The sequence below is a fragment of the Novosphingobium sp. MBES04 genome (assembly GCF_000813185.1).
Taxonomy (GTDB): Bacteria; Pseudomonadota; Alphaproteobacteria; order Sphingomonadales; family Sphingomonadaceae; genus Novosphingobium; species Novosphingobium decolorationis.
The window spans coordinates 2,887,998-2,906,829 of the sequence record NZ_DF850488.1; the positions used below are offsets into that span (position 1 = coordinate 2,887,998).

Annotated in this window: 17 protein-coding genes and 3 pseudogenes; 10 read left to right on the top strand and 10 right to left on the bottom strand. The window is 66.7% G+C overall.

The features are described from left to right. Positions 1 to 84: 84 nt before the first annotated feature. Positions 85 to 606 (top strand): molybdenum cofactor guanylyltransferase, encoded by a 522-nt coding sequence (gene mobA / locus MBENS4_RS12880; protein ID WP_039391194.1) that lies wholly within the window; start codon positions 85 to 87, stop codon positions 604 to 606. A gap of 95 nt (positions 607 to 701) precedes the next feature. Here the strand turns inward: mobA and MBENS4_RS12885 are convergent, their stop codons facing one another. Then, positions 702 to 1,466 carry a winged helix-turn-helix domain-containing protein gene (locus MBENS4_RS12885; protein WP_084592075.1) on the bottom strand — a complete coding sequence of 255 codons (765 nt, stop codon included), beginning with the start codon at positions 1,464 to 1,466 and terminating at the stop codon, positions 702 to 704. 128 nt (positions 1,467 to 1,594) lie between these two features. Further along, positions 1,595 to 2,797, bottom strand: coding sequence for an LL-diaminopimelate aminotransferase (locus MBENS4_RS12890; RefSeq protein ID WP_039391195.1), 1,203 nt, complete (start codon positions 2,795 to 2,797; stop codon positions 1,595 to 1,597). 235 nt (positions 2,798 to 3,032) lie between these two features. Here MBENS4_RS12890 and MBENS4_RS12895 point away from each other — a divergent pair, with 235 nt between their 5' ends. Further along, positions 3,033 to 4,910, top strand: a complete 1,878-nt coding sequence (locus tag MBENS4_RS12895; RefSeq protein ID WP_039391196.1) for a PHA/PHB synthase family protein — start codon at positions 3,033 to 3,035, stop codon at positions 4,908 to 4,910. Positions 4,911 to 5,095: 185 nt separating this feature from the next. On the opposite strand, the gene MBENS4_RS26685 is transcribed toward MBENS4_RS12895, so the two are convergent. Next, a complete protein-coding gene (locus MBENS4_RS26685) occupies positions 5,096 to 5,641 on the bottom strand; it encodes a hypothetical protein (RefSeq protein ID WP_242404890.1) in 546 nt (181 codons plus the stop codon). Between MBENS4_RS26685 and MBENS4_RS26690 the strand changes: the two genes are divergently transcribed. The 4 genes and pseudogenes from MBENS4_RS26690 to lptG all read left to right on the top strand — a co-directional run bounded on the left by MBENS4_RS26690 (position 5,640) and on the right by lptG (position 9,165). Next, on the top strand, positions 5,640 to 6,071 hold the full coding sequence (locus MBENS4_RS26690) for a phasin family protein (protein WP_226634106.1): 432 nt from the start codon (positions 5,640 to 5,642) through the stop codon (positions 6,069 to 6,071). The genes MBENS4_RS26685 and MBENS4_RS26690 overlap by 2 nt on opposite strands. 133 nt (positions 6,072 to 6,204) lie before the next feature. Then, positions 6,205 to 6,591, top strand: a complete 387-nt coding sequence (clpS, locus tag MBENS4_RS12905) for an ATP-dependent Clp protease adapter ClpS (protein WP_039391201.1) — start codon at positions 6,205 to 6,207, stop codon at positions 6,589 to 6,591. 237 nt (positions 6,592 to 6,828) lie between these two features. After that, positions 6,829 to 8,066, top strand: a pseudogene (gene lptF / locus MBENS4_RS12910) (LPS export ABC transporter permease LptF). Position 8,067: 1 nt separating this feature from the next. Next, on the top strand, positions 8,068 to 9,165 hold the full coding sequence (gene lptG / locus MBENS4_RS12915) for an LPS export ABC transporter permease LptG (RefSeq protein WP_039391203.1): 1,098 nt from the start codon (positions 8,068 to 8,070) through the stop codon (positions 9,163 to 9,165). A gap of 187 nt (positions 9,166 to 9,352) precedes the next feature. Here lptG and MBENS4_RS12920 read toward each other — a convergent pair whose 3' ends face one another. Continuing rightward, positions 9,353 to 10,489, bottom strand: a complete 1,137-nt coding sequence (locus tag MBENS4_RS12920) for a fatty acid desaturase family protein (protein WP_039391205.1) — start codon at positions 10,487 to 10,489, stop codon at positions 9,353 to 9,355. 176 nt (positions 10,490 to 10,665) lie between these two features. Between MBENS4_RS12920 and MBENS4_RS12925 the strand changes: the two are divergent. Together MBENS4_RS12925 and MBENS4_RS12930 are read left to right on the top strand one after the other, a co-directional pair. After that, positions 10,666 to 11,831: pseudogene (locus MBENS4_RS12925) on the top strand (N-acetyltransferase). 179 nt (positions 11,832 to 12,010) lie between these two features. Beyond that, the gene (locus MBENS4_RS12930; RefSeq protein WP_084592153.1) at positions 12,011 to 12,949 is read left to right on the top strand and encodes an HpcH/HpaI aldolase/citrate lyase family protein; all 939 of its coding nucleotides are present in this window, start codon (positions 12,011 to 12,013) and stop codon (positions 12,947 to 12,949) included. On the opposite strand, the gene MBENS4_RS24165 is transcribed toward MBENS4_RS12930, so the two are convergent. Both MBENS4_RS24165 and lipB read right to left on the bottom strand, forming a co-directional pair. Then, complete coding sequence (locus tag MBENS4_RS24165) at positions 12,946 to 13,281, bottom strand: hypothetical protein (RefSeq protein WP_052322261.1); 336 nt, start codon at positions 13,279 to 13,281, stop codon at positions 12,946 to 12,948. The two genes, MBENS4_RS12930 and MBENS4_RS24165, sit on opposite strands and share 4 nt — an antisense overlap. Further along, positions 13,278 to 13,960 (bottom strand): annotated as a pseudogene (gene lipB, locus MBENS4_RS12940) (lipoyl(octanoyl) transferase LipB). Before lipB ends, MBENS4_RS24165 begins: the two are co-directional and overlap by 4 nt. Positions 13,961 to 14,081: 121 nt before the next feature. Here lipB and MBENS4_RS12945 point away from each other — a divergent pair. Both MBENS4_RS12945 and MBENS4_RS12950 read left to right on the top strand, forming a co-directional pair. Next, positions 14,082 to 14,351, top strand: a complete 270-nt coding sequence (locus MBENS4_RS12945; protein WP_039391207.1) for a hypothetical protein — start codon at positions 14,082 to 14,084, stop codon at positions 14,349 to 14,351. After that, positions 14,312 to 14,929 (top strand): hypothetical protein, encoded by a 618-nt coding sequence (locus MBENS4_RS12950; protein ID WP_039391209.1) that lies wholly within the window; start codon positions 14,312 to 14,314, stop codon positions 14,927 to 14,929. Before MBENS4_RS12945 ends, MBENS4_RS12950 begins: the two co-directional genes overlap by 40 nt. A 91-nt stretch (positions 14,930 to 15,020) precedes the next feature. On the opposite strand, the gene MBENS4_RS12955 is transcribed toward MBENS4_RS12950, so the two are convergent. The 4 genes from MBENS4_RS12955 to MBENS4_RS12970 all read right to left on the bottom strand — a co-directional run bounded on the left by MBENS4_RS12955 (position 15,021) and on the right by MBENS4_RS12970 (position 18,818). Continuing rightward, on the bottom strand, positions 15,021 to 15,653 hold the full coding sequence (locus MBENS4_RS12955; RefSeq protein WP_039391211.1) for a class I SAM-dependent methyltransferase: 633 nt from the start codon (positions 15,651 to 15,653) through the stop codon (positions 15,021 to 15,023). Between the two features lie 113 nt (positions 15,654 to 15,766). Then, the gene (gene arsC, locus MBENS4_RS12960; protein WP_039391213.1) at positions 15,767 to 16,111 is read right to left on the bottom strand and encodes an arsenate reductase (glutaredoxin); all 345 of its coding nucleotides are present in this window, start codon (positions 16,109 to 16,111) and stop codon (positions 15,767 to 15,769) included. 10 nt (positions 16,112 to 16,121) lie between these two features. Beyond that, positions 16,122 to 16,718, bottom strand: coding sequence for a (2Fe-2S)-binding protein (locus MBENS4_RS12965; protein ID WP_052322262.1), 597 nt, complete (start codon positions 16,716 to 16,718; stop codon positions 16,122 to 16,124). Positions 16,719 to 16,766: 48 nt separating this feature from the next. Then, on the bottom strand, positions 16,767 to 18,818 hold the full coding sequence (locus tag MBENS4_RS12970) for a TonB-dependent receptor (protein WP_052322263.1): 2,052 nt from the start codon (positions 18,816 to 18,818) through the stop codon (positions 16,767 to 16,769). Between the last annotated feature and the right edge of the window lie 14 nt (positions 18,819 to 18,832).

The window sequence follows — 18,832 nt, forward strand, 5'->3', positions numbered from 1 at the left end:
GGAAGTGGGAGGCTTGCAGGGACGGGGGCTGCTGCGCCATCGTGGCGGGGCACATGACGTGCGGAGGCGGCAAGGAGCGCAAGCATGATCCTGGGTGTGGTGCTGGCAGGTGGCCAGTCGCGCCGTTTCGGCACGGACAAGGCGCTCGCGCGCTTTGCGGGCGAAAGCTTGCTGGAAAGAGCGGTCGCGCAGTTGCAGGCGTGGTGCGACGAGGTCGTTGTCGTGGGCCGACAGGACGCGCCCGTGCCGGTGCTTCCCGATTGGCCGCGTCCCGGAATGGGGCCTCTGGCGGGCCTTGCCGGAGCCTTGCGGCATGGGCGTGAGCAGGCGTTTGCCTCCGTCCTCAGTGCGCCGGTGGATTGTCCGCTTCTGCCCCAGGACCTGCTGGCCCGGCTTTCGCCAGCGCCGGCTTTCCTTCTGGACCAACCGGTCATCGGGCACTGGCCCGTCGCGGCGTTCGCGGCGGCAGACGCGATCCTGATGGGAGAGGGGCGTCACTCGATGCGCCGCCTGGCCGAGAGCATCGGCGCGCGCGGGGTTGCGTGCGAGGGGCCGTTGGTCAACGTCAATACGCCGGAGGACCTGGCCGCGCTCTTGCGCCGCTGAGCGCAGGCTCTGTCTGATGGATTGGGTGCGAGGTAGCTGATGTGCCGTCCAGGGGGCCGGGGGGAGCCCATGGACAGCGGCATCACGGTCTGGTGTCAGTTCGCCAGGCTCTGGCTTTCCTGCGCCATGGGATGTGGCCTGGAGTACGTGCCTACGCTCCGGCTCTCGTTGCGAGAGGGGCCCTGCGTGTGCGGGTTGCGCAGCGAATAGCCGCCGCCCGGGATCGTCTCGATCAGGTCGCGGATGCCGACATGCGCGAGCTTGCGGCGCAGGCGCGACATATGCACCGCGATGCTGTTGGTCTCCGGCACAAATCCCATGCGCCACACATCGTGGATCAGCGATTGCTTGCTGACCGGCCGGTCAATGTTCTCCGCCAGCCGCCAGATCAGGGCAAATTCCCGCGGATTGAGATTGAGCGGCGTGTCTTCGTGGTAGCCCTCGCGCGCGAGCAGATCGAGGCGAAGGCGGTCAAGGCGACGCACGCGCGGAAGGCTCTTGATCGCTTCCATGAGCACGCGCCCGCGCGCGTCGAGTTCCTCGAGGCAGACATCTGCCGGAATGGCATCGCCGATGCCGACGTGGAGCAGGTCGGCGCGCGCCCGGCTCGAAACGACATCGATCACCATGATCGATTTTTTGCAGGCCCAGCTCAACGCGGCGTCCGCGTCGCTCTCGCACATGGTCTCGTAAGACGCGAGATCCATGAGGCTGAGGGTGCCCTGATCGGGTTCATTCGAACCTTCGCTCGTTACGAGGTGCCAGCCCCGTATCCGCAGATCGTGGCTGGCCGGAAGCGGCTTCGCGCCCAGCCAGCGGAATGTTCTACTGTTAACCTTCGTACTATGGGCCTGCGCCATGTGTTTCCCCCCAATCGCAAAGTCTCACTGCGGTTTCTTTCCAAGGGCACAGTGGGTCGGATGGGGGGGAGCAACAACTGCAAAAATATTACAGGTATGACTACGTAGAAGTTGGAAAGTACACGTTTCTAGGAAGTTGCGCCGCTGTTGACGCCTTTGCTGTTCAGGAAGCGCTTGATGTTGCGCGCGGCCTGGCGCAGGCGCTGCTCGTTCTCAACCATGGCGATGCGCACGAATCCTTCGCCGTCCTCGCCATAGCCGACGCCCGGCGCCACGGCGACTTCGGCCTCGGTCAGGAGCTGCTTGGAGAATTCCAGGCTGCCCATGTCCTTGAGTGCAGGGGGCAGCGGGGCCCAGGCGAACATCGAGGCCTTGGGGCTGGGGATCTCCCATCCGGCGCGGCCGAAGGCCTCGACCATCACGTCGCGGCGCTTCTGGTAGAGCTGGCGGTTCTTCTCGACGATGTCCTGCGGGCCGTTGAGCGCGGCGCAGGCGGCCGCCTGGATCGGGGTGAAGGCGCCGTAGTCGAGGTAGGACTTCACGCGGCTCATCGCCGCGATCAGCTTGGGATTGCCCACCGCAAAGCCCATGCGCCAGCCCGCCATCGAATAGGTCTTCGACATCGAGGTGAATTCCACCGCGACGTCCTTGGCGCCGGGCACCTCGAGGATCGAGCGGGTCGGGTTGCCGTCGTAGTAGAGCTCGGAATAGGCAAGGTCGGACAGGATCCAGACCTTGTTCTCCTTGGCCCAGGCGACGAGGCGCTCGTAGAAGGCGAGGTCCACCGTCTCGGCGGTCGGGTTCGAGGGGTAGTTCACCACCAGGATCGAGGGACGCGGCACGGTGAAGGCCATCGCGCGGTCGAGCTGCTCCCAGTAGTGCTCGTCGGGCGTGGTCGGCACCGAGCGGATCGTCGCGCCCGCGATGATGAAGCCGAAGGTGTGGATCGGGTAGCTGGGGTTGGGGGCCAGGACCACGTCGCCCGGCGCGGTGATCGCGGTGGCGAGGCTGGCGAGACCCTCCTTGGAGCCCATCGTGACGACGACTTCGGTCTCGGGATCGACGTCGACGCCGAAGCGGTTGCCATAGTAGTTGGCCTGGGCGCGGCGCAGGCCGGGAATGCCCTTGGACTGCGAATAGCCGTGCGCGTCGGGCTTGCGCGCCACTTCGCACAGCTTGTCGATGACGTGCTGCGGGGGCGGCAGGTCGGGGTTGCCCATGCCCAGGTCAATGATGTCCTGTCCCGCTCGCCGGGCCGCGTGACGCATCGCGTTGACTTCGGCGATAACGTAGGGCGGCAGGCGCTTGATGCGGTAGAACTCGTCTTCCATGACCTATCTTCTAAAATCCGTGTCTGTGGGCGGCGGGAATGCCTATGCGCCCCTCTAGTGGATAACGAAGCCTACGCAAATGGGTCTCTTGCGCAAATTTTGTTGCGCGCGCCGCAGGGGCGGTTTGCCGCAGCGCCCGTGCAAAGCCCCTCGACAGGTCCGCTGCGATGCCGCAGACAGGGGCGACCCAGTGCCCGAGGGGCGCAGCGCGAGAGACGGGGAAGGAGCTGGCCGCATGGCGCACGACGCCACTGAATTTCTGAGCGAGATCCTGCAGAACCAGACCAAGGGGATGACCGAGCTGTTCGGGCTCCTGGCGCCCCAGGAGGGCAGCGCGCAGGCCGAAAGCGTGGTGCACTGGACCCAGATCGCCGAGCGTATGCAGTCCATCTGGACCGACTACCAGGTCGAGCAGTTCCAGGGCGGCGGCAAGAGCAATGCCGGGCACTTCAGCGATCCGCTCAAGTGGATCGGCACGCTCGAATCGGTCATGCGCCTCCTGCCCCTGTCGCGGCCCGAGGTGCAGCAGCGTCTGTGGACGCAGGGGCTCGAACTCGCGCAGGCCGTGCTCGCGCGCTACGGCATCGGCGAGCACGCCCACGTCGCCAGCGAGGCGGGCGCTGGCGATGCGCCCGAGCTGCCGCTGAGCGACGCGCGCTTCGGGGCCGAGGAGTGGCGCTCCACCCCCTTCTTCGCGCTCATCCACCAGCTTTACCTCATGTTCCGGCAGGAGCTCATCGGCCTTGCCGAGGCGACCGAAGGCATGGAGCCTGCGCGCAAGGCGCAGCTCCTGTTCGCGACGCGCGCGCTCGTCGATGCGCTGAGCCCGGCCAATTTTCCGCTGACCAACCCGGTCGCCATGACCGAGGCCAGCCGCACCGGGGGCGAGAGCCTGGTGCGCGGCTTCCAGAACTTCGTCGAGGACCTGCGCAAGGGCCAGCTGACCCATTCCAACACCGGCTTCTTCACGCTGGGCGAGAATATCGCGGTGACGCCGGGCAAGGTGGTCCACGAGACGCCGCTGTTCCAGCTGATCCAGTACACGCCGACGACCGACGCGGTTATGGAGACCCCGCTCGTCATCTTCCCGCCGTGGATCAACCGCTTCTACATCCTCGATCTCAACGCGAAGAAGAGCTTCGTGCGCTGGGCGGTGGAACAGGGCATCACCGTCTTCATGGTGTCCTGGAAGTCGGCCGACGAGACCATGGCCGACGTGGTCTGGGACGATTACATCGCCGCGCAGATCGAGGCGATCGAGTTGGTGCGTGCGCGCCTCAAGGTGCCGTCCGTCCACACCATCGGCTACTGCGTGGCCGGGACCACGCTCGCCGCGACGCTGGCGCTGCTGGCACGGCGCGGCGAGGCGGACAAGGTGGCGAGCGCGACCTTCTTTACAGCGCAGGTCGATTTCGAGGAGGCGGGCGACCTCAAGAACTTCGTCGACAGCCAGCAGATCGACAACCTCGCGCTGCTCTCGCCCGAGGGCTATCTCGACGGGCGCTACCTGGCCGCGACCTTCAACCTGCTGCGCGGCAACGACCTCATCTGGAACTACGTTGAGAAGAACTACCTCAAGGGCGAGGAGCATCCCGCCTTCGATCTGCTCCACTGGAACGGGGATGTGACCAACCTGCCGGCACGCTGGCACCAGCATTACCTGCGCGATCTCTACCGCGACAACCGGCTGGTCGTACCGGATTCGCTCAAGGCGCTGGGGGAGCCGATCGACCTCCACCGCATCGTCACGCCCTGCTACATCCAGGCGGGCCGCGAGGATCACATCGCCCCGCCCGAGAGCGTGTGGAAGCTGACGCGCTACCTGGCCGGGGACTGGACCTTCCTGCTGGCCGGCTCGGGCCATATCGCGGGCGTGGTCAATCCGCCCTCGGCCAACAAGTACCAGTACTGGACCAACGCGGGCGACGTGCAGGACCTCTCCGACTTCATCGCCGGGGCCACGGAGACGAAGGGCAGCTGGTGGCCGCACTGGGCCGCGTGGCTGCAGGCTCGTACACCAGGCGAAGTTCCCGCACGCGGCAAGCGCCGACCGGGCGGGCGCGGGGATACGGTGCTCGAGGATGCACCCGGCCGCTACGTGATGACACGCTGAGCCCGCGCCTGCCAGTTCACCGGGTGAAGGAACCAGGAGCGCGGGTCGCAGGTTAACTTTCTGACACCTTCGTCAATTCATGCTGCAATGCGATGGATTGCATGCGAACTGGAGGCAGTCGACCTTGACGGCAGGGGGCTTGAAGCGTATTGTGCACTGCAACAAAGGATGTTCGGGCGCGCTCTTCAAGGCAGCTTTTCGAATGCTTTGAGTATCTTCCGGACGTGACACTGCACGAGAGGCTGGATTCGCGGGATGGCTGAAAACGAAGTTCCGAAAAGCGAAGATGCGCCCAAGGCCGATGCTTCGGCCAAGGCGGACGAAATCAAGGCGGCACCGGCTCCCGTAGCGGCGCCGGAACCCGCGGCAAAACCCGCTCCGGCCCCCAAGGTCGCGGCAAAGGCTCCCGCTCCGAAGGCTCCGGCCCCCAAGGCTCCCGCGGCGAAGAAGCCGGTGGCCAGGAAGGCGGCCCCCAAAAAGGCCGCGGCGACGAAAACTCCGGCGAAGGCCGCAGCTGCTCCCAAGGCAAGCGCGCCCGCACCCAAGAAACCGGCCGCTCCCAGCGCGCCGAAACCGACTGTCACCAAGGCTGAAGAGAAGCCGGCGAAGGCCGGGGCAAGCCCGAAGGTGGCGAAACCCAAGGCGGCGCCCAAGACCGCTCCTTCATCCACTGCTCCCGCGTTTGCCGGGCTACTCAACAACTTCATGCTCGAGGATACGACAATGGACATGAGCGCTAACTTCACCAGCTTCCAGGACGCGATGGCACAGGCCCAGAGCAAGGCCAAGGAAGCCTTTGAGAAGGGTACGTCGATGATGGGCGAAGCATCCGATTTCACCAAGGGTAACGTCGAAGCAATGATGGAATCGGGCAAGATCTTTGCCGAGGGCATGCAGAGCTTCGGTTCGGAAATGGTCACCGAAGGACGCTCGGCGTTCGAGACCATGTCGGGTGACATCAAGGAACTCGCCGCCGCCAAGTCGCCGACCGACTTCTTCAAGCTCCAGGGCGACATGGTCCGCAAGAACTTCGACACCGCCGTGGCGACCAGCTCGAAGAACAGCGAAGCCATGCTCAAGCTGATGAGCGATGCCTTCGCCCCGCTCTCGGGCCGCGTCAGCATGGCCATGGAAAAGGCGCGCAAGGCCACTTCGGCCTGATCACCCCTTTTCGCTAACGGTTTGATGGGGATGGGGTTTTGGCCGCGTCCCCCTCTCGCCGTGACGCATATACTCAGACCCAGCCAAGGGAGCGTCTTGTAGAAAGAGGCTCCCTTTGCGATATTCAGGCTCTATGGCTTACCCCTTCGACGATTCCCTGTTGCGCCGCGTATCCCCTCTTGTCGCCACCGGAGCGGGGGAGGACGGACCCGGTACAGGTGACGACGATCAGGTCGGCATCGCCACCAAGACCCGCGCCAAGCCCAAGAAGCCCAGCCAGTTCAAGGTCCTGATGCTGAATGACGACTACACGCCGATGGAGTTCGTCGTGATGGTCCTCAAGCGCTTCTTCCACATGGACCTCGAGCAGGCGACCCGCGTGATGCTTCATGTCCACCAGAAGGGCGTCGGCGTCTGCGGGATATTCCCCTATGAGATCGCGGAAACCAAGGTGAACCAGGTGATGGATTTCGCCCGGCAGAACCAGCATCCGCTCCAGTGCACCCTGGAAAAGGCCTGAGCGGCCACGGGTGCAGGCCCCGGACGGTTCGGCCTCGCGCGTCCGGACAGGGAACGCGCGTGGCGCACGTTCGTTGGACATGTCCATTCCCTTTCGGGGTTCCCGACATGCCTCCCGTGTACATCCCAATTGCCTCGAACGCATCGCGGCGCGCGCGGCGGGCTCGACAATTCGCTTTTCCCGAGGCGAACGAGCCGTTAAGGCCCATGGCGAACCCGGCGCTGTGATGACGACTACGTGAAATTTCTGAACGCCATAGACCGCTATATCCTGCGCCTCGTGCTCATGCCGATGCTGGGCATCTTCGTGCTCGCCGCCTCGCTGCTGGTGCTCGACAAGATGCTGCGCCTGTTCGACTTCGTGGCAACCGAAGGCGGGCCGGTCGGCGTTGTCTTCAAGCTTCTCGTCAACATGCTGCCCGAGTACGCGAGCCTGGCGATCCCGCTCGGCCTCATGCTCGGCATCCTGCTCGCCTTCCGCAAGCTTGGACGTCGAGCGAACTCGACGTGATGCGCGCGGTGGGCCTCAGCTACACGCGCATGCTGCGCGTGCCCTACATGATCACGCTGGTGCTGGTGGGGGTGAACTTCGCCATCGTCGGCTACCTCCAGCCGCTCTCGCGCTACTACTACGAAGAGCTCAACTACGAGCTGCAGTCGGGCGCGCTCGGCGCCTCGATCAAGGTGGGCGAGTTCACCACGCTGGAGGACCGCATTGCCCTGCGCATCGATGCCAGCGAGGATGAGGGGCGCCGCCTCATGGGCATCTTCGCGCGCGTTGCCAACTCCAAGGGGCAGGTGCTCTCGATCTCGGCGCGCGAGGGCCGCTTCATGGCGCTCCAGGGTTCGCCCGACACGATCATCCTGCGCCTCGAGAACGGCCAGATCATTCAGGACATGCCCGGCGATGCGCCGCGTGTCCTGTCCTTTACCCGGCACGACCTGCCGATCGACCTGCCCGCGATCGAGAACTTCCGCCAGCGCGGCGGCCAGAGCCGCGAGTACCTGCTGCCCGAACTGATGCAGCTGGGCTGGAACAAGGACAGTCCGCAGACCGCCGAGGAACGCGCCTCCAGCCAGGCCAACTTCAATTACCGCATGGTCGAGGTGGTGATGATGCTGCTGCTGCCGCTGCTGGCCGTGGCGCTTGCGATCCCGCCCAAGCGTTCGACCTCCTCGCTCGGTCTGTTCGTCTCGATCGTGATCATCGTCGCCTATCACAAGGTCAACCAGTACGCGAGCGATGTGGCCGCGCTGGGCCGGATCGATCCCGTGATCGGCCTTTGGGGGCCGTTCCTCGTGCTCGCCGCGCTGATCCTCTGGATGTATTACCGCGTGGCCTACGTGCCCGGCGGCCAGGCCATCGGCTGGCTGGAGAAGGGCTTCGAGGTGCTTACCAAGCGTCTGAAGTCGCTCCTGCGCCGCCGTCGTCGCAGCCACGGCCCGGTTCTGCCCGAGCCGCAGGACCAGAATTGAGATGCAGTTGGAATTCTTCCCCTCGCGCACGCTGACGCTCTATCTTGCACGCCTCTTCGTGACCCGTATCGCGGCCATGCTGGTGATGCTGGTCCTGGTGCTCCAGGTGCTCGACCTCCTGGGGGAGAGCGGCGACATCCTGGCTTATCCCAGCAACGGCGAATCGCAGCTTCTCTATTACGTCTCGTTGCGCGTGCCGCAGCTGATCGCGCGCTTCCTGCCCTATTCGGTGCTGCTGGCGACGATCATCACGCTGGCCACGCTCAACCAGAACAGCGAGGTCATCTCGATGAAGGCGGCCGGGCTCTCGGCGCACCAGGTCCTGGCGCCGCTCCTGATGAGCGCGACGGTGATTGCGGGCATAAGCTTCGTCTTCAACGAGCGCGTGGTGACCCGCGCGACGGCGACGCTCGATGCCTGGAGTTCGGTCGACTACGGGCCCGTGCCCGAGGATTCGGGCGTGCGCAGCAACATCTATCTTGCCGATGGGCAGAACCTGATGACCGCGCGCACGATGACGGGCGAGGGTGCCGGGCTGATCCTCAATGGCGTCACCTTCTACGCGCGCGATGAGAACGACATGATCGTGCAGCAGGTGCGCGCGGACCGGGCGACTTACGCCAATCCGGGCTGGAAGATGACGAACGCGACCGTCTTCGAGGTGGCGACCACCACGACCACGCAGGTCCCTGCGGTTGTCGTCGCCAAGGACGTGACGCCGGGCAAGGTCACGCTGTCCAAGGTCGATGCCAATTCGCAGGACATCTTCACCCTCAGCACCTCGATCGAGGCGCTGCGCGTCGCCGGGCGCCGGACAAGCTCGCTCGAGGCGGCCTGGTGGCACAAGATTTCCGGGCCCATGTCCTCGATCCTGATGCCGCTGCTGGGCGCTGTCGCGGGCTTTGGACTTGCCCGTTCGGGCCAGCTCCTGATCCGCTCGATCGCGGGAATGGCGCTGGGCTTTGCCTACTTCGTGCTCGACAACGCCGCGCTCGCGATGGGCAACTTCGGCGGCTACCCCCCGCTGGTCGCGGCCTGGGCGCCGTTCGTGCTCTTCGCCCTCATCGGGGAGGCGGTGCTGGTGCGGACCGAGGAATAGAAGCAGTACAAGATAAAGGGGCCATCGCCCCTTGGACCCCAAAATGGGCGACCTCACCTTACGCGCGCCAACGTGGCTGAAAGCGGTGAGGTCGACAGTTCGGGGAGCCCGAGGGCGATGGCCCTCGGATCATGCCAGTCTTCAAGGCCACAAAAAAAAGCCGGCGCAGCGCCGGCTTTTTCGTATCTCAGCGCCGCGACATCGTCCCGCGCACGAGCCGCCCGAGCAGCGGCAGGAGGCCGGGGTAGCTCGCCTTCTCGTAGGTCGATTCCAGGCCCAGGTGGGCGCTCAGGCGCCGGTGGCACTCGGTCAGCGAGTGGTAGGGCATCGAGGGCAGCAGGTGGTGCAGCGCGTGGAAGCGCAGGCCGACGGGCGCCCAGAGCGGCGAGAGGAAGCCCGGCGGGGGCACGTTCACCGAATCGAGATACTGCGCGGTCAGGGTCATCTCCTCGCCCTCGTTCTCCCACAGGTGCGCGACAAGCGTGCGGACCTGGTTGAGGAAGGCGGTCAGCGAGACCACCGAAAGGGCGATGATGAGCGGGCGCCAGCCGTAGCTGTAGCTGGCGGCAAGGACGGCGATGGCCCAGAGAGAGCAGCCCAGCTCCTGCCAGAAGACCATGCGCGCAAAGTCGCCCTTGGGCTTCTCGCGGCGGTAGCGGGGGTTGATGGCCAGCGCGGAGGCGCGCTCCCACACCAGCGTGCGCAGCGGCGGGATGATGACGCCGAGCGGCACGAGGATGGCCGAGCGGATGAGCAGGGCCGGCGGCAGCAGGATCGCGGTCAGGGCAAAGACCGGCAGGCTCCAGGGCTTCATCAGCGCGAGCGGCAGGTACTCGGGATCGGCGATGGTGCCGTAGCGCTTGCGCGAATGGTGCTGCGCGTGGACGCCCTCGTACATGAACGAGGGGATCAGCATCGGGATGCCCACGAGCAGGTTCCAGCCGAAGCGGAAACCCGGCAGGGCATCGCGGTGCATGTGGGTGATCTCGTGGATGAAGAGGAGCGCGCGGTAGAGCGCGATCGCGGCGAACAGGCCCAGCGCCACGGCCAGAGGCGTGCTCTCCACCAGGATCGCGCCCGCCAGCGCGGCGTAGCCCAGCGCGGCCGAGCCGAGCATGTCGGGCCAGTAGATCTCGGGGCGGGCCCGGGCGATGTCGCGGGTCAGCTGGGCGGCGGCGCGCAGCATCGCGCGGTCCTCGGGGATCTGGGCATGCCAGCTCCCGGTCGTTCCCGGCGCGACGGCACGCACGCGCGCCTGTGCGGGCGCGGCGGCGGCGCCTTCACAAGGCTGCGGGTTCACTTCAAGGGCTTTCTGGGCACTCATTTCATCAATTCCACTTGTGACCTTCGCGAGGTCGGGGCGATCCGGGGGCGGAAACGGGCGCCTTTCGTCTTTGGCGTGCACAGCCTCACCGTGTACGCCGCTTGACAAGAGACCGGTTCCGGTCGCAGTTCGCCTCAATTCATTCCCATTTCCTACACGCAAACAAAGGCAGGATCGTGGCCAAAGCCGAACTAGTCATCACTCCGGTTTCGAGCAAGGCCGACCGGGCTGCCTTTGTCGATTGCAGTTATCGACTCAATGCGTCAGATCAAAACTGGGTCGCGAACCTGCGCTCGGAGGAGATCGCCAAGTTCACGCCCGGCAAGAACCCGTTTTTCGAGCATGCCCGCCACCAGCTGTTCCTGGCGCGCCGTGAAGGCCGCGTCGTGGGCCGCATATCGGCGCAGATCGATGAACTGGCGCTGAAACAGCCGGTCGAGCAGGGCATGGGACCGGGCACGGGCAACTGGGGCGCGATCGAGGCCGAGGATGCCGAGGTCGCCAAGGCGCTGATCGACACCGCCGAGGGCTGGCTGCGCCGCGAGGGCATGACCCGCGTGCTGGCGCCGATGAACCTCTCGGTCTGGGAAGAGCCGGGCCTCCTGGTCAAGGGGCACGACCATTCGCCAATGGTGATGATGGGCCACCACAACGCGGCTTACCAGGCTGGATCGAGGGCGAGGGCTATACCCGCGCGAAGACGCTCTACACCTATGACCTGGACGTGACCAAGGAGTTCCCGCGGCTCGTCCAGCGCATCGTCGCCTCGGGCGAGAAGAACGCCAAGATCACGATTCGCAACGCCGATCTCAAGCACTTCGACCGCGACGCCGGGATCATCTGCGACATCCTCAACGATGCCTGGTCGGACAACTGGGGCTTCGTGCCCTTCACCGCAGAAGAGATCGCGCACACCGGCAAGGCATTGAAGCCGCTGGTCCATCCCGAGCTTATCCGCATCGCCGAGTACGAGGGCGAGCCGGTGGCCTTCATGATGACCCTGCCGGACCTCAACGGCATCCAGAAGCAGGTGAACGGGGGCAAGGGCAAGCCGGGCGTGCTCGGCCTCATCAAGCTGCTCCTGTGGCTGCGCCGCCCGAACCCGGCCGACATGCGCGTGCCGCTGATGGGCGTGCGCAAGAAGCTGCAGTCCTCGCGCCTTGCCAGCCAGCTCGCTTTCATGATGATCGAGTTCATCCGCCGCTCGGCCACCGCCAAGTTCGGGGCGAAGCGCGCCGAGATCGGCTGGATCCTCGATGACAACCAGGGCATGGTTGCCATCGCCGACGCCATCGACAGCCAGATCAACCGCGAATACGTGATCTACGAAAAGGCGCTCTGATCGCAGCGCGTTCGGGGAGGGCGATGGCGAGGGCGAGGGCTCTCGCCGCCTCCCTGCCGGTGCCCTTCGTCGCGCGGCAGAGGCTCGACTGCAGGAAGTGTTAACTGTGCGAGGCTAGACTGCGGCCCGAAGCGCGTAAGGGGCGCGCTTGGGGCATGGCGGCAAAGATACCAATGGGCATGAAATCGAGGTCCTGGCTCCTCGTTCCGGGCAACAGCGAAGAACGTCTCGGCACGGCGATCGGCACGGGCGCGGACATCGTCGTGATCGACCTCGAGGACACCGTACCGGTGAGCGAGAAGGCGCGCGCGCGCGACCTTGCCGCAGGCTGGCTCTCGGCGCATCGCCAGCACGTCATCGAACAGCAGCGGATGGGTCGCTGGGTGCGGCTCAACAGCATGGAATCGGGCCATGTGCGCGAGGATCTGGCCGCGGTGATGCCCTTTGCGCCCGACGGGGTGATCCTGCCCAAGGCCACAGGCCCGGAAACGGTGCGCCAACTGGCCAGCGAAGTCTACGAGTTCGAGCAGGCGCTGGGGGTCGCCGCCAATTCCACGCGGATCATGCCGGTTGTCGGCGAGACGCCGGGCGCGGCGCTGCGGATTGCCGAATACGCCTCGTCGGCCCATCAGCGTGTCGTCGGCCTCACCTGGAATGCGGCGGGCCTGAGCGCAGCCATGGGCGGCCAGGCGGTGCGCACGCTCCAGGGCGCCTGGAGTGATACCGCCCGCTTCGTGCGCGTGCAGGCGCTGCTGAGCGCCCATGCCGGCGATGTCATGGCCATCGACGCGCCATTTGACGATTTCGACAACGAGGCCGGTACCAACATCGCGGCGCAAGGCGCGCGCGCGGACGGCTTCTCGGGCATGTTCGCGATCCACCCGGCGCAGATTGCCACGATCAACGCCGCTTTCACCCCCTCGGTGGAGGAACTGGTCGAGGCGCGCGATGTCGTTGCCGCCTTCGAGGGCAACCCGCATGTCGGTTCGCTGCCCTTGCGCGGACGGATGATCGACCGTTCGCACCTGGCGCTGGCGCGGCGCACGATTGCGATGTTCGAGCGCGATGGCCGGGGCGGGGAAGACCTGCGCCGCCAGCCGATCCTGCGCCCCGCTTAAGCGGCGTCCTCTTCCGGTGCGGAGGGCTCCTGCGCTGCGGAAGCCCCGTCCTCGGTGGTGTCCCCGGCGGTGTCCTCGCCATCCTGCGTCGGCGCAGCCGATGCCGAGCCCTGGTTCGGTTCGGCCAGTTCCGGCTCGGCGAGCGGGGCCTGGGAGCGGCGCTGGTCGTAGAGGGGCATGGCATCGTCGACCGAGCGCGGCAGGAGCTCGGCACCCTGCGCGGCCTCGGCAGAAGGAGCCTCGCGCGCATCGTCCTTGCAGGCGGCCAGCCCGGCGAGGAGCGGCAGGGCAAGCCCCAGCGCGGCGGCGCGGCGCATCGAAATGCAGATCATGCCGGGGTCTCCTTGGGGCAGCGGGTTTCGAGCGCGCCCAGAAAGGCGTCGGCCCGTGCGAGCAGGGCCTTGTCCCACACGTCGAATTCCGCGTCCTTGTTCAGCCGCTTGAGGCTGGTCACGCCGAATTCCTCGATCCCGCAGGGCACGATGCCGGTGAAATGGGTGAGGTCGGGGTGAATGTTGACCGCAAAGCCGTGCATCGTCACCCACTTGCGGATGCGCACGCCGATGGCGCCGATCTTGGCCTCGCGCCCGTCGATGTCGCTGGTCCAGATGCCGATGCGACCCTCGCTGCGGAAGCCCTCGACGCCGAAGTCGGTGAGGGTGTCGATCACCCAGCCTTCGAGCGCGTGGACAAAGCCGCGCGCATCGCGCGCGCGCTTGCGCAGATCGAGCAGGACATAGACCACGCGCTGGCCCGGGCATGGTAGGTGTAGCGCCCGCCGCGCCCGGCCTCGACGACTTCGAAGCGGGGGTCGAGCAGGTCGGAGACAGCCGCGCTGGTGCCGGCGGTGTAGACGGGCGGGTGTTCGAGAAACCAGATCAGTTCGCGCGCTTCGCCCGCAGCAATCGCGGCGTTGCGCTCGGTCATCTCGGCCAGCGCCTCACGGTAGGGGACAGGTTCACCGCTGATGCGCAGTTCGATGTCCCCGGGCAGAGTCTGGATGGTGTTCATGCCTCGCTGCGTGGCCCTTCCGTGCGTTCATATCAAGTGGATTCACAAGGCAACTATCCCTAAGACCGCGATTGCGAGATGACCCCGGCGCGAACACGCGGCGGGCGAGAAGGAGATGGCAATGCAGTTCGACAGCAACCTGGCCTGGAACGAGGCCGTGGCCAGGGTCCGCGCCAACCGCGACGTGCTGATGGCGCTCGCGGGCGTCTTCTTCCTGCTGCCCGCGCTGCTTTCCAGCGTGTTCCTGGCCGACATCCAGCAGCAGATGATGGAGCTGGCGCAGGACAGCGAGGGGCTGGAAGCACTGATTTCGGCGAACCTGGGCACGATCCTGGCCTCGGGATCGGGGGCATGCTGGTCCAGTTCGTGGGCTATCTCGCAGTCGCGGTGATCCTGGGCGTGGGCGGACGGCCGAGTGTGGGCGAGGCGATCTCGGTGGCCTTGCGCGCGGTGCCCACGCTGATCGGGGCGACGCTACTGTATATCGTGGGGATCACGCTGGTTTCCTTCGTGCTGGGCCTCCTGGTCGCGCTCGGCTCGCTGGTGGCGGGCACGGCCGGGGCTTCGCTGGGCGGCGTGGTCATGCTGATCGGCCTTTTCGGCGTGTCGATCTGGTCGGCGGTGCGCCTCTCGCTGCTGGTCCCCGTGATCGTGCGCGAGGGGCTTTCGAACCCGGTCGCGGCCATGCGCCGTTCGTGGGAGCTGACGGGCGGGCACACGCCGCGTCTCCTGGGCTTCTACGCGCTGCTGATGCTGGGATACCTGGCGATCAGCTTCATGGTCTCGCTGCTCCTCATCACCCCGCTCTCGCTCGTCTTCGGGGCGGGCGCGGTGACGAACTTCCTGGCTGGCGTTGTCGCCGGGCTGATCGGGGCGGTCAGCAACGTGCTGCTGGTCGCGGTGCTGGTGCGTGTGCACGCCCAGCTTTCGCGCGCCACGCCCGACGGGCAGGCCAGCCTCTTCGACTGAGACTTCCCGTGGCCTCCATACGAAAAGGCCCGCCGGACCGGATGGTCGGGCGGGCCTTTTCGTATGAGGTGCCTTTGCGGGACGGGGAGGCTCAGTCCTCGTCCTTCCAGCCCCAGTACATGCAGCAAGGCGGCACGTTGATCACTTCAAGGCCGCTGTCGATGCGCTTGAAGTGGCGGGCCATGAAGTCGCGCGCGCGCGGCGTGAACTGGTAGACCAGGAACGCGCCGCCCTTGCGGATCACGCGGTGGGTGGCCGCCGCGATCGCGGGGCCCACGCCATCGGGGAGCGTCGAGAAGGGCAGGCCCGAAAGCACGTAGTCGGCCTTCTCGTGGCCATGGGCCTTGACGATGTCTTCCACGTCCGCAGCCGAGCCGAGCACCGCGACAAAGCGGCTGTCGGTGATCGTGCGGCGCAGGTACTCGATGAAGTCCGGGTTGGTGTCGATCACCAGCAGCATGCCGTCGCGCGGCAGGCGGTCGAGCACGGGCTGGCAGAAGGTGCCCACGCCCGGGCCGTATTCGACGAAGAGCTTGCAGTTGTCCCAATCGACAGGTGCCAGCATCTTGCGGATCACGAACCGCGAGGAGGGGACGATCGAGCCGACCATGACCGGATGGCGGATGAACCCTTCGAGGAAGACGCCCCAGGGGCCTAGGGCGTTCTTGACTTTACGCTTGATCCTTTGGGGCAGGGCCTCCCGGGCAAGCTCAGTGCTGGACATGCTGGCGCGTAACCTCGTGGTTCGTCTGTGTCATGGATGTGCCTTGCGGTGGCAGATTAGCCGTCGCATTGCAAGGCAGGGCGGGGTGAAGCGGGTTTATAACCGCTTCGATCTTACAGGATTTCAGAGACCTTTTCCTGCGGACGGCACAGGCGCACGCCCTTGTCGGTCTCGACCAGCGGGCGCTCGATGAGGATCGGGTCGGCGGCCATCGCGGCGAGCACATCGGCGTCCGAAGCCTCGGGCAGCCCGCGCTCGATGGCATCGGTGCCGCGCGTGCGCAGACCCGCCTGCGGGGTGATCCCGGCGTCCTTGTAGAGCTGGGCGAGCTTCTCGGGGCTCGGCGGGGTCTTGAGGTACTCGACGACCTCAACCTCTACGCCGGGCGTCTCTTCCAGGATGGCAAGCGTCTTGCGCGAGGTGCCGCACTTGGGGTTGTGCCAGATGGTGGCCTTCATGGATCTCTCCTCAGGTGGCTGGGCGGTCCGCTGTGGCGCGGGCCGCGGGATGGGAATTGGTCTGGGGCGCCTCGCCGGGCGTCAGCGCGGGCACGCTGCGTGCCGCCGCATCTGTGGGGATACCCGGCGCGGGCGCGGCGCTGATCGTCTCCTCGCGGCGAAGGACGCGCGCGGCGCGCGAAATCGCGCGCACGAGGCGCGGCGTCACCCCGCAGCGGCACAGGTTCGGAATGGCGGCCGCGATCTCGGCCTCGCTCGGGTTGGCATTGCCCTTGAGAAGCGCGGCGGCGGCCATGACGATGCCCGGCGTGCAGAAGCCGCACTGGATCGCCTGTTCGGCCACCAGCGCCTGCTGCACCGGGTGCGCGCGGTCGCGCGCAAGGCCCTCGATGGTGGTGACGAAGCGCCCTTCGCACTCGGCCAGGGTGATGAGGCAGGCGCGCAGCGCCGCCCCGTCGACAAGGACGGTGCAGGCGCCGCAGTCGCCATTGCCGCAGCCGTACTTGGTGCCGGTCAGGTTCGCGGCATCGCGCAGCGCCCACAGCAGCGGGGTCTGCGGGTCCATGTCGAATTCGACGGGACGCTCATTGACGGTCAGGCGGGACATGGCCGGTGTATTTAGGGACCTCTCAGGGCAAGTACCAGTGCCGGGACATCAAATCTCCACGCGAAAGCCCGCCCAGAGGGTGCGCGGGGTGCCCAGGTCCATCGAGCCCGACTGGTTGCGCGTGACGATGGTCTCGTCAAACAGGTTCTCGCCGCGCAGGATCAGCGCGAGCGGACCTGCCAGCGGAACCTGCGCGAAGGCGTCGAGCGTGGTCGCGGCGGGAAGGGCATCGGTCTCCTGGTCGTCCTCGTACTGCTTGCCGACGTGGCGCAGTGTGGCGGCCAGGTGCCAGCCCGCGCGCGGCCTCCAGCCCAGCGTCGCGCTCGCGGCGAGGCGCGGCACCTGCGAGGGGCGCATCCCGTCAAGCGCGGCCTGGATGCCCTGGGCCTCGACCTTGGCATCGGTCCAGGCGAGCGAGCCGTCGAAGCTGACGGTGCCCACGGTGAGCGCCGCGGTGGCCTCTATCCCGCGCGCGCGGATGGCATCGACGTTCTGGCGCTGGCGCGTCGTGGCATCGAGTGTGACGTTGGCGATCGCGTTCTTCACCTTGTTGTCGAAGGCGGTGAGGGCAAGGCGCAGGCCCTCAGCCGGGGTCAGCTCCACACCCGCCTCGTAGCCGCGCAGCTTCTCAGGGGCGAGATCGGCGTTGGCGTTGGTCGTCACCGGGAAGACCACGAAGGGGCGGTAGAGTTCGTTCAATGTGGGCAGGCGCAGGCTGGTGTAGGCCGCCGCGCGCAGGCGGATCGCCGGGCTCACCGTCCACAGCGCGCCGCCCCGGAAACTTCCGTCCCAGCCCGAACGGTCAGGGTGGCGGGTGTCCTGGCTGAGCAAACCCTGGCTATCCAGTTCACGGTAGAAGCCGTTGCGGATGGTCCACCGGTCCGCGCGCGCGCCCGCGGTGAGGACGAGGTTGCCCAGCGTCCAGTCGTCCTCCAGGAAGAGCCCGAGGTCCGACTGGTCGCCGCCCGCGCGGCGAAAGGCGGTCGGCAGGCCGGTCATGGTGCTGTAGGGCGCTTCGGCCAGATGGCCGCCGACAAGGCGGATATCCGCGCCCAGCCGCAGCACGTGGTCCGAGCCCAGGGGCGGGCGCAGTTCGAACTTGCCGCCGGTTGCGAGCGTGGGCGTCTTGATCTGTTCGAGCGCGCGCACGAAGCGGGTGGAACTGATCACCCGGTTGGAAAAGTCCTGCGCCTGGACATAGCCCAGCACGTCGAACTGCCATTCGCCCCGGCCCACGAGGCGAAGGCTTGCCTGCTGGCCCGAGGCCGAGCTGTCGGCGTCCTCGAAGCGCAGCGTGCGCTGGTCATCATAGACAAGGGCCGAGGCCTGGACCTCCAGCGTCTCGCCCAGCGGGGCCACCGCGCGCAGCGAGCCCGAAAGGCTCTCGTAGGCCGCGCGTGCAGAGGCGTCCACGCGCTGGTCCTTGGGCGTTGTCCAGAAGCCCTGGCCCCGGTCCCACTGCACGCCCGCGACGAGGAAGCCCTTGCCCAGCGTCTGGGCGGTGCTCACCGAACCTTGCGTGCCGCCTCTGTCGTTGACAAGCGCGGTGCCCGAAAAGGCGCCAAGCGTCTCAGGGCCTGCGCTCATCAGCTCGATCGTGCCCGAGATCGCGCCGCTGCCAAAGGCGCCCGCGCCGCCGCCGCGCGTCACGCGCACCGAGGACAGGCGCTCGGGCGCAAGCGCGGTGAAGGGCACGTAACCGAAGAAGGGGTTGGAGACGGGCACGCCGTCGAGGAGGACCAGCGCGCGGCTCGACGCGTTGCCGCCCAGCGCGCGCAGCGTCGCCCCTTGTGCGGACGGGTTCGAGGAGCGGCTGTCCGAGCGGCGGAACTGCTGGAAGCCTGCGACCGAGGCGAGGACATCCTCGATCCGGCCCGAGGCGCTCGACACGAGTTCGTCGCGCGCGATGGTCTCGACATCGTAGGCGACGGTCGCCGGGCTGTCGGCAAGGCCGTGGCCGGTGACGATGATGGGCCCGGTCTCGGCGCTCTCCATCGCCGTGGGGGCCTCGGCGTCCGCGGCCAGCGCGCTGCTGCTTGCAACGAGGCCGAAAACGAGGGCGGTGGTGCCGAACAGGCTTTGTGCGATTGTATTTTTCATGACCCGGGCAGGCT

What these genes read in the sequence shown, in the direction of transcription:
- mobA (WP_039391194.1), top strand. Translation starts at nt 85, where the DNA reads ATGATCCTGGGTGTGGTGCTGGCAGGTGGCCAGTCGCGCCGTTTCGGC.
- MBENS4_RS12885 (WP_084592075.1), bottom strand. Translation starts at nt 1,466, where the DNA reads ATGGCGCAGGCCCATAGTACGAAGGTTAACAGTAGAACATTCCGCTGG.
- MBENS4_RS12890 (WP_039391195.1), bottom strand. Translation starts at nt 2,797, where the DNA reads ATGGAAGACGAGTTCTACCGCATCAAGCGCCTGCCGCCCTACGTTATC.
- MBENS4_RS12895 (WP_039391196.1), top strand. Translation starts at nt 3,033, where the DNA reads ATGGCGCACGACGCCACTGAATTTCTGAGCGAGATCCTGCAGAACCAG.
- MBENS4_RS26690 (WP_226634106.1), top strand. Translation starts at nt 5,640, where the DNA reads ATGAGCGCTAACTTCACCAGCTTCCAGGACGCGATGGCACAGGCCCAG.
- MBENS4_RS26685 (WP_242404890.1), bottom strand. Translation starts at nt 5,641, where the DNA reads ATGTCCATTGTCGTATCCTCGAGCATGAAGTTGTTGAGTAGCCCGGCA.
- clpS (WP_039391201.1), top strand. Translation starts at nt 6,205, where the DNA reads ATGGCTTACCCCTTCGACGATTCCCTGTTGCGCCGCGTATCCCCTCTT.
- lptG (WP_039391203.1), top strand. Translation starts at nt 8,068, where the DNA reads ATGCAGTTGGAATTCTTCCCCTCGCGCACGCTGACGCTCTATCTTGCA.
- MBENS4_RS12920 (WP_039391205.1), bottom strand. Translation starts at nt 10,489, where the DNA reads ATGAGTGCCCAGAAAGCCCTTGAAGTGAACCCGCAGCCTTGTGAAGGC.
- MBENS4_RS12930 (WP_084592153.1), top strand. Translation starts at nt 12,011, where the DNA reads ATGAAATCGAGGTCCTGGCTCCTCGTTCCGGGCAACAGCGAAGAACGT.
- MBENS4_RS24165 (WP_052322261.1), bottom strand. Translation starts at nt 13,281, where the DNA reads ATGATCTGCATTTCGATGCGCCGCGCCGCCGCGCTGGGGCTTGCCCTG.
- MBENS4_RS12945 (WP_039391207.1), top strand. Translation starts at nt 14,082, where the DNA reads ATGCAGTTCGACAGCAACCTGGCCTGGAACGAGGCCGTGGCCAGGGTC.
- MBENS4_RS12950 (WP_039391209.1), top strand. Translation starts at nt 14,312, where the DNA reads ATGCTGGTCCAGTTCGTGGGCTATCTCGCAGTCGCGGTGATCCTGGGC.
- MBENS4_RS12955 (WP_039391211.1), bottom strand. Translation starts at nt 15,653, where the DNA reads ATGTCCAGCACTGAGCTTGCCCGGGAGGCCCTGCCCCAAAGGATCAAG.
- arsC (WP_039391213.1), bottom strand. Translation starts at nt 16,111, where the DNA reads ATGAAGGCCACCATCTGGCACAACCCCAAGTGCGGCACCTCGCGCAAG.
- MBENS4_RS12965 (WP_052322262.1), bottom strand. Translation starts at nt 16,718, where the DNA reads ATGTCCCGCCTGACCGTCAATGAGCGTCCCGTCGAATTCGACATGGAC.
- MBENS4_RS12970 (WP_052322263.1), bottom strand. Translation starts at nt 18,818, where the DNA reads ATGAAAAATACAATCGCACAAAGCCTGTTCGGCACCACCGCCCTCGTT.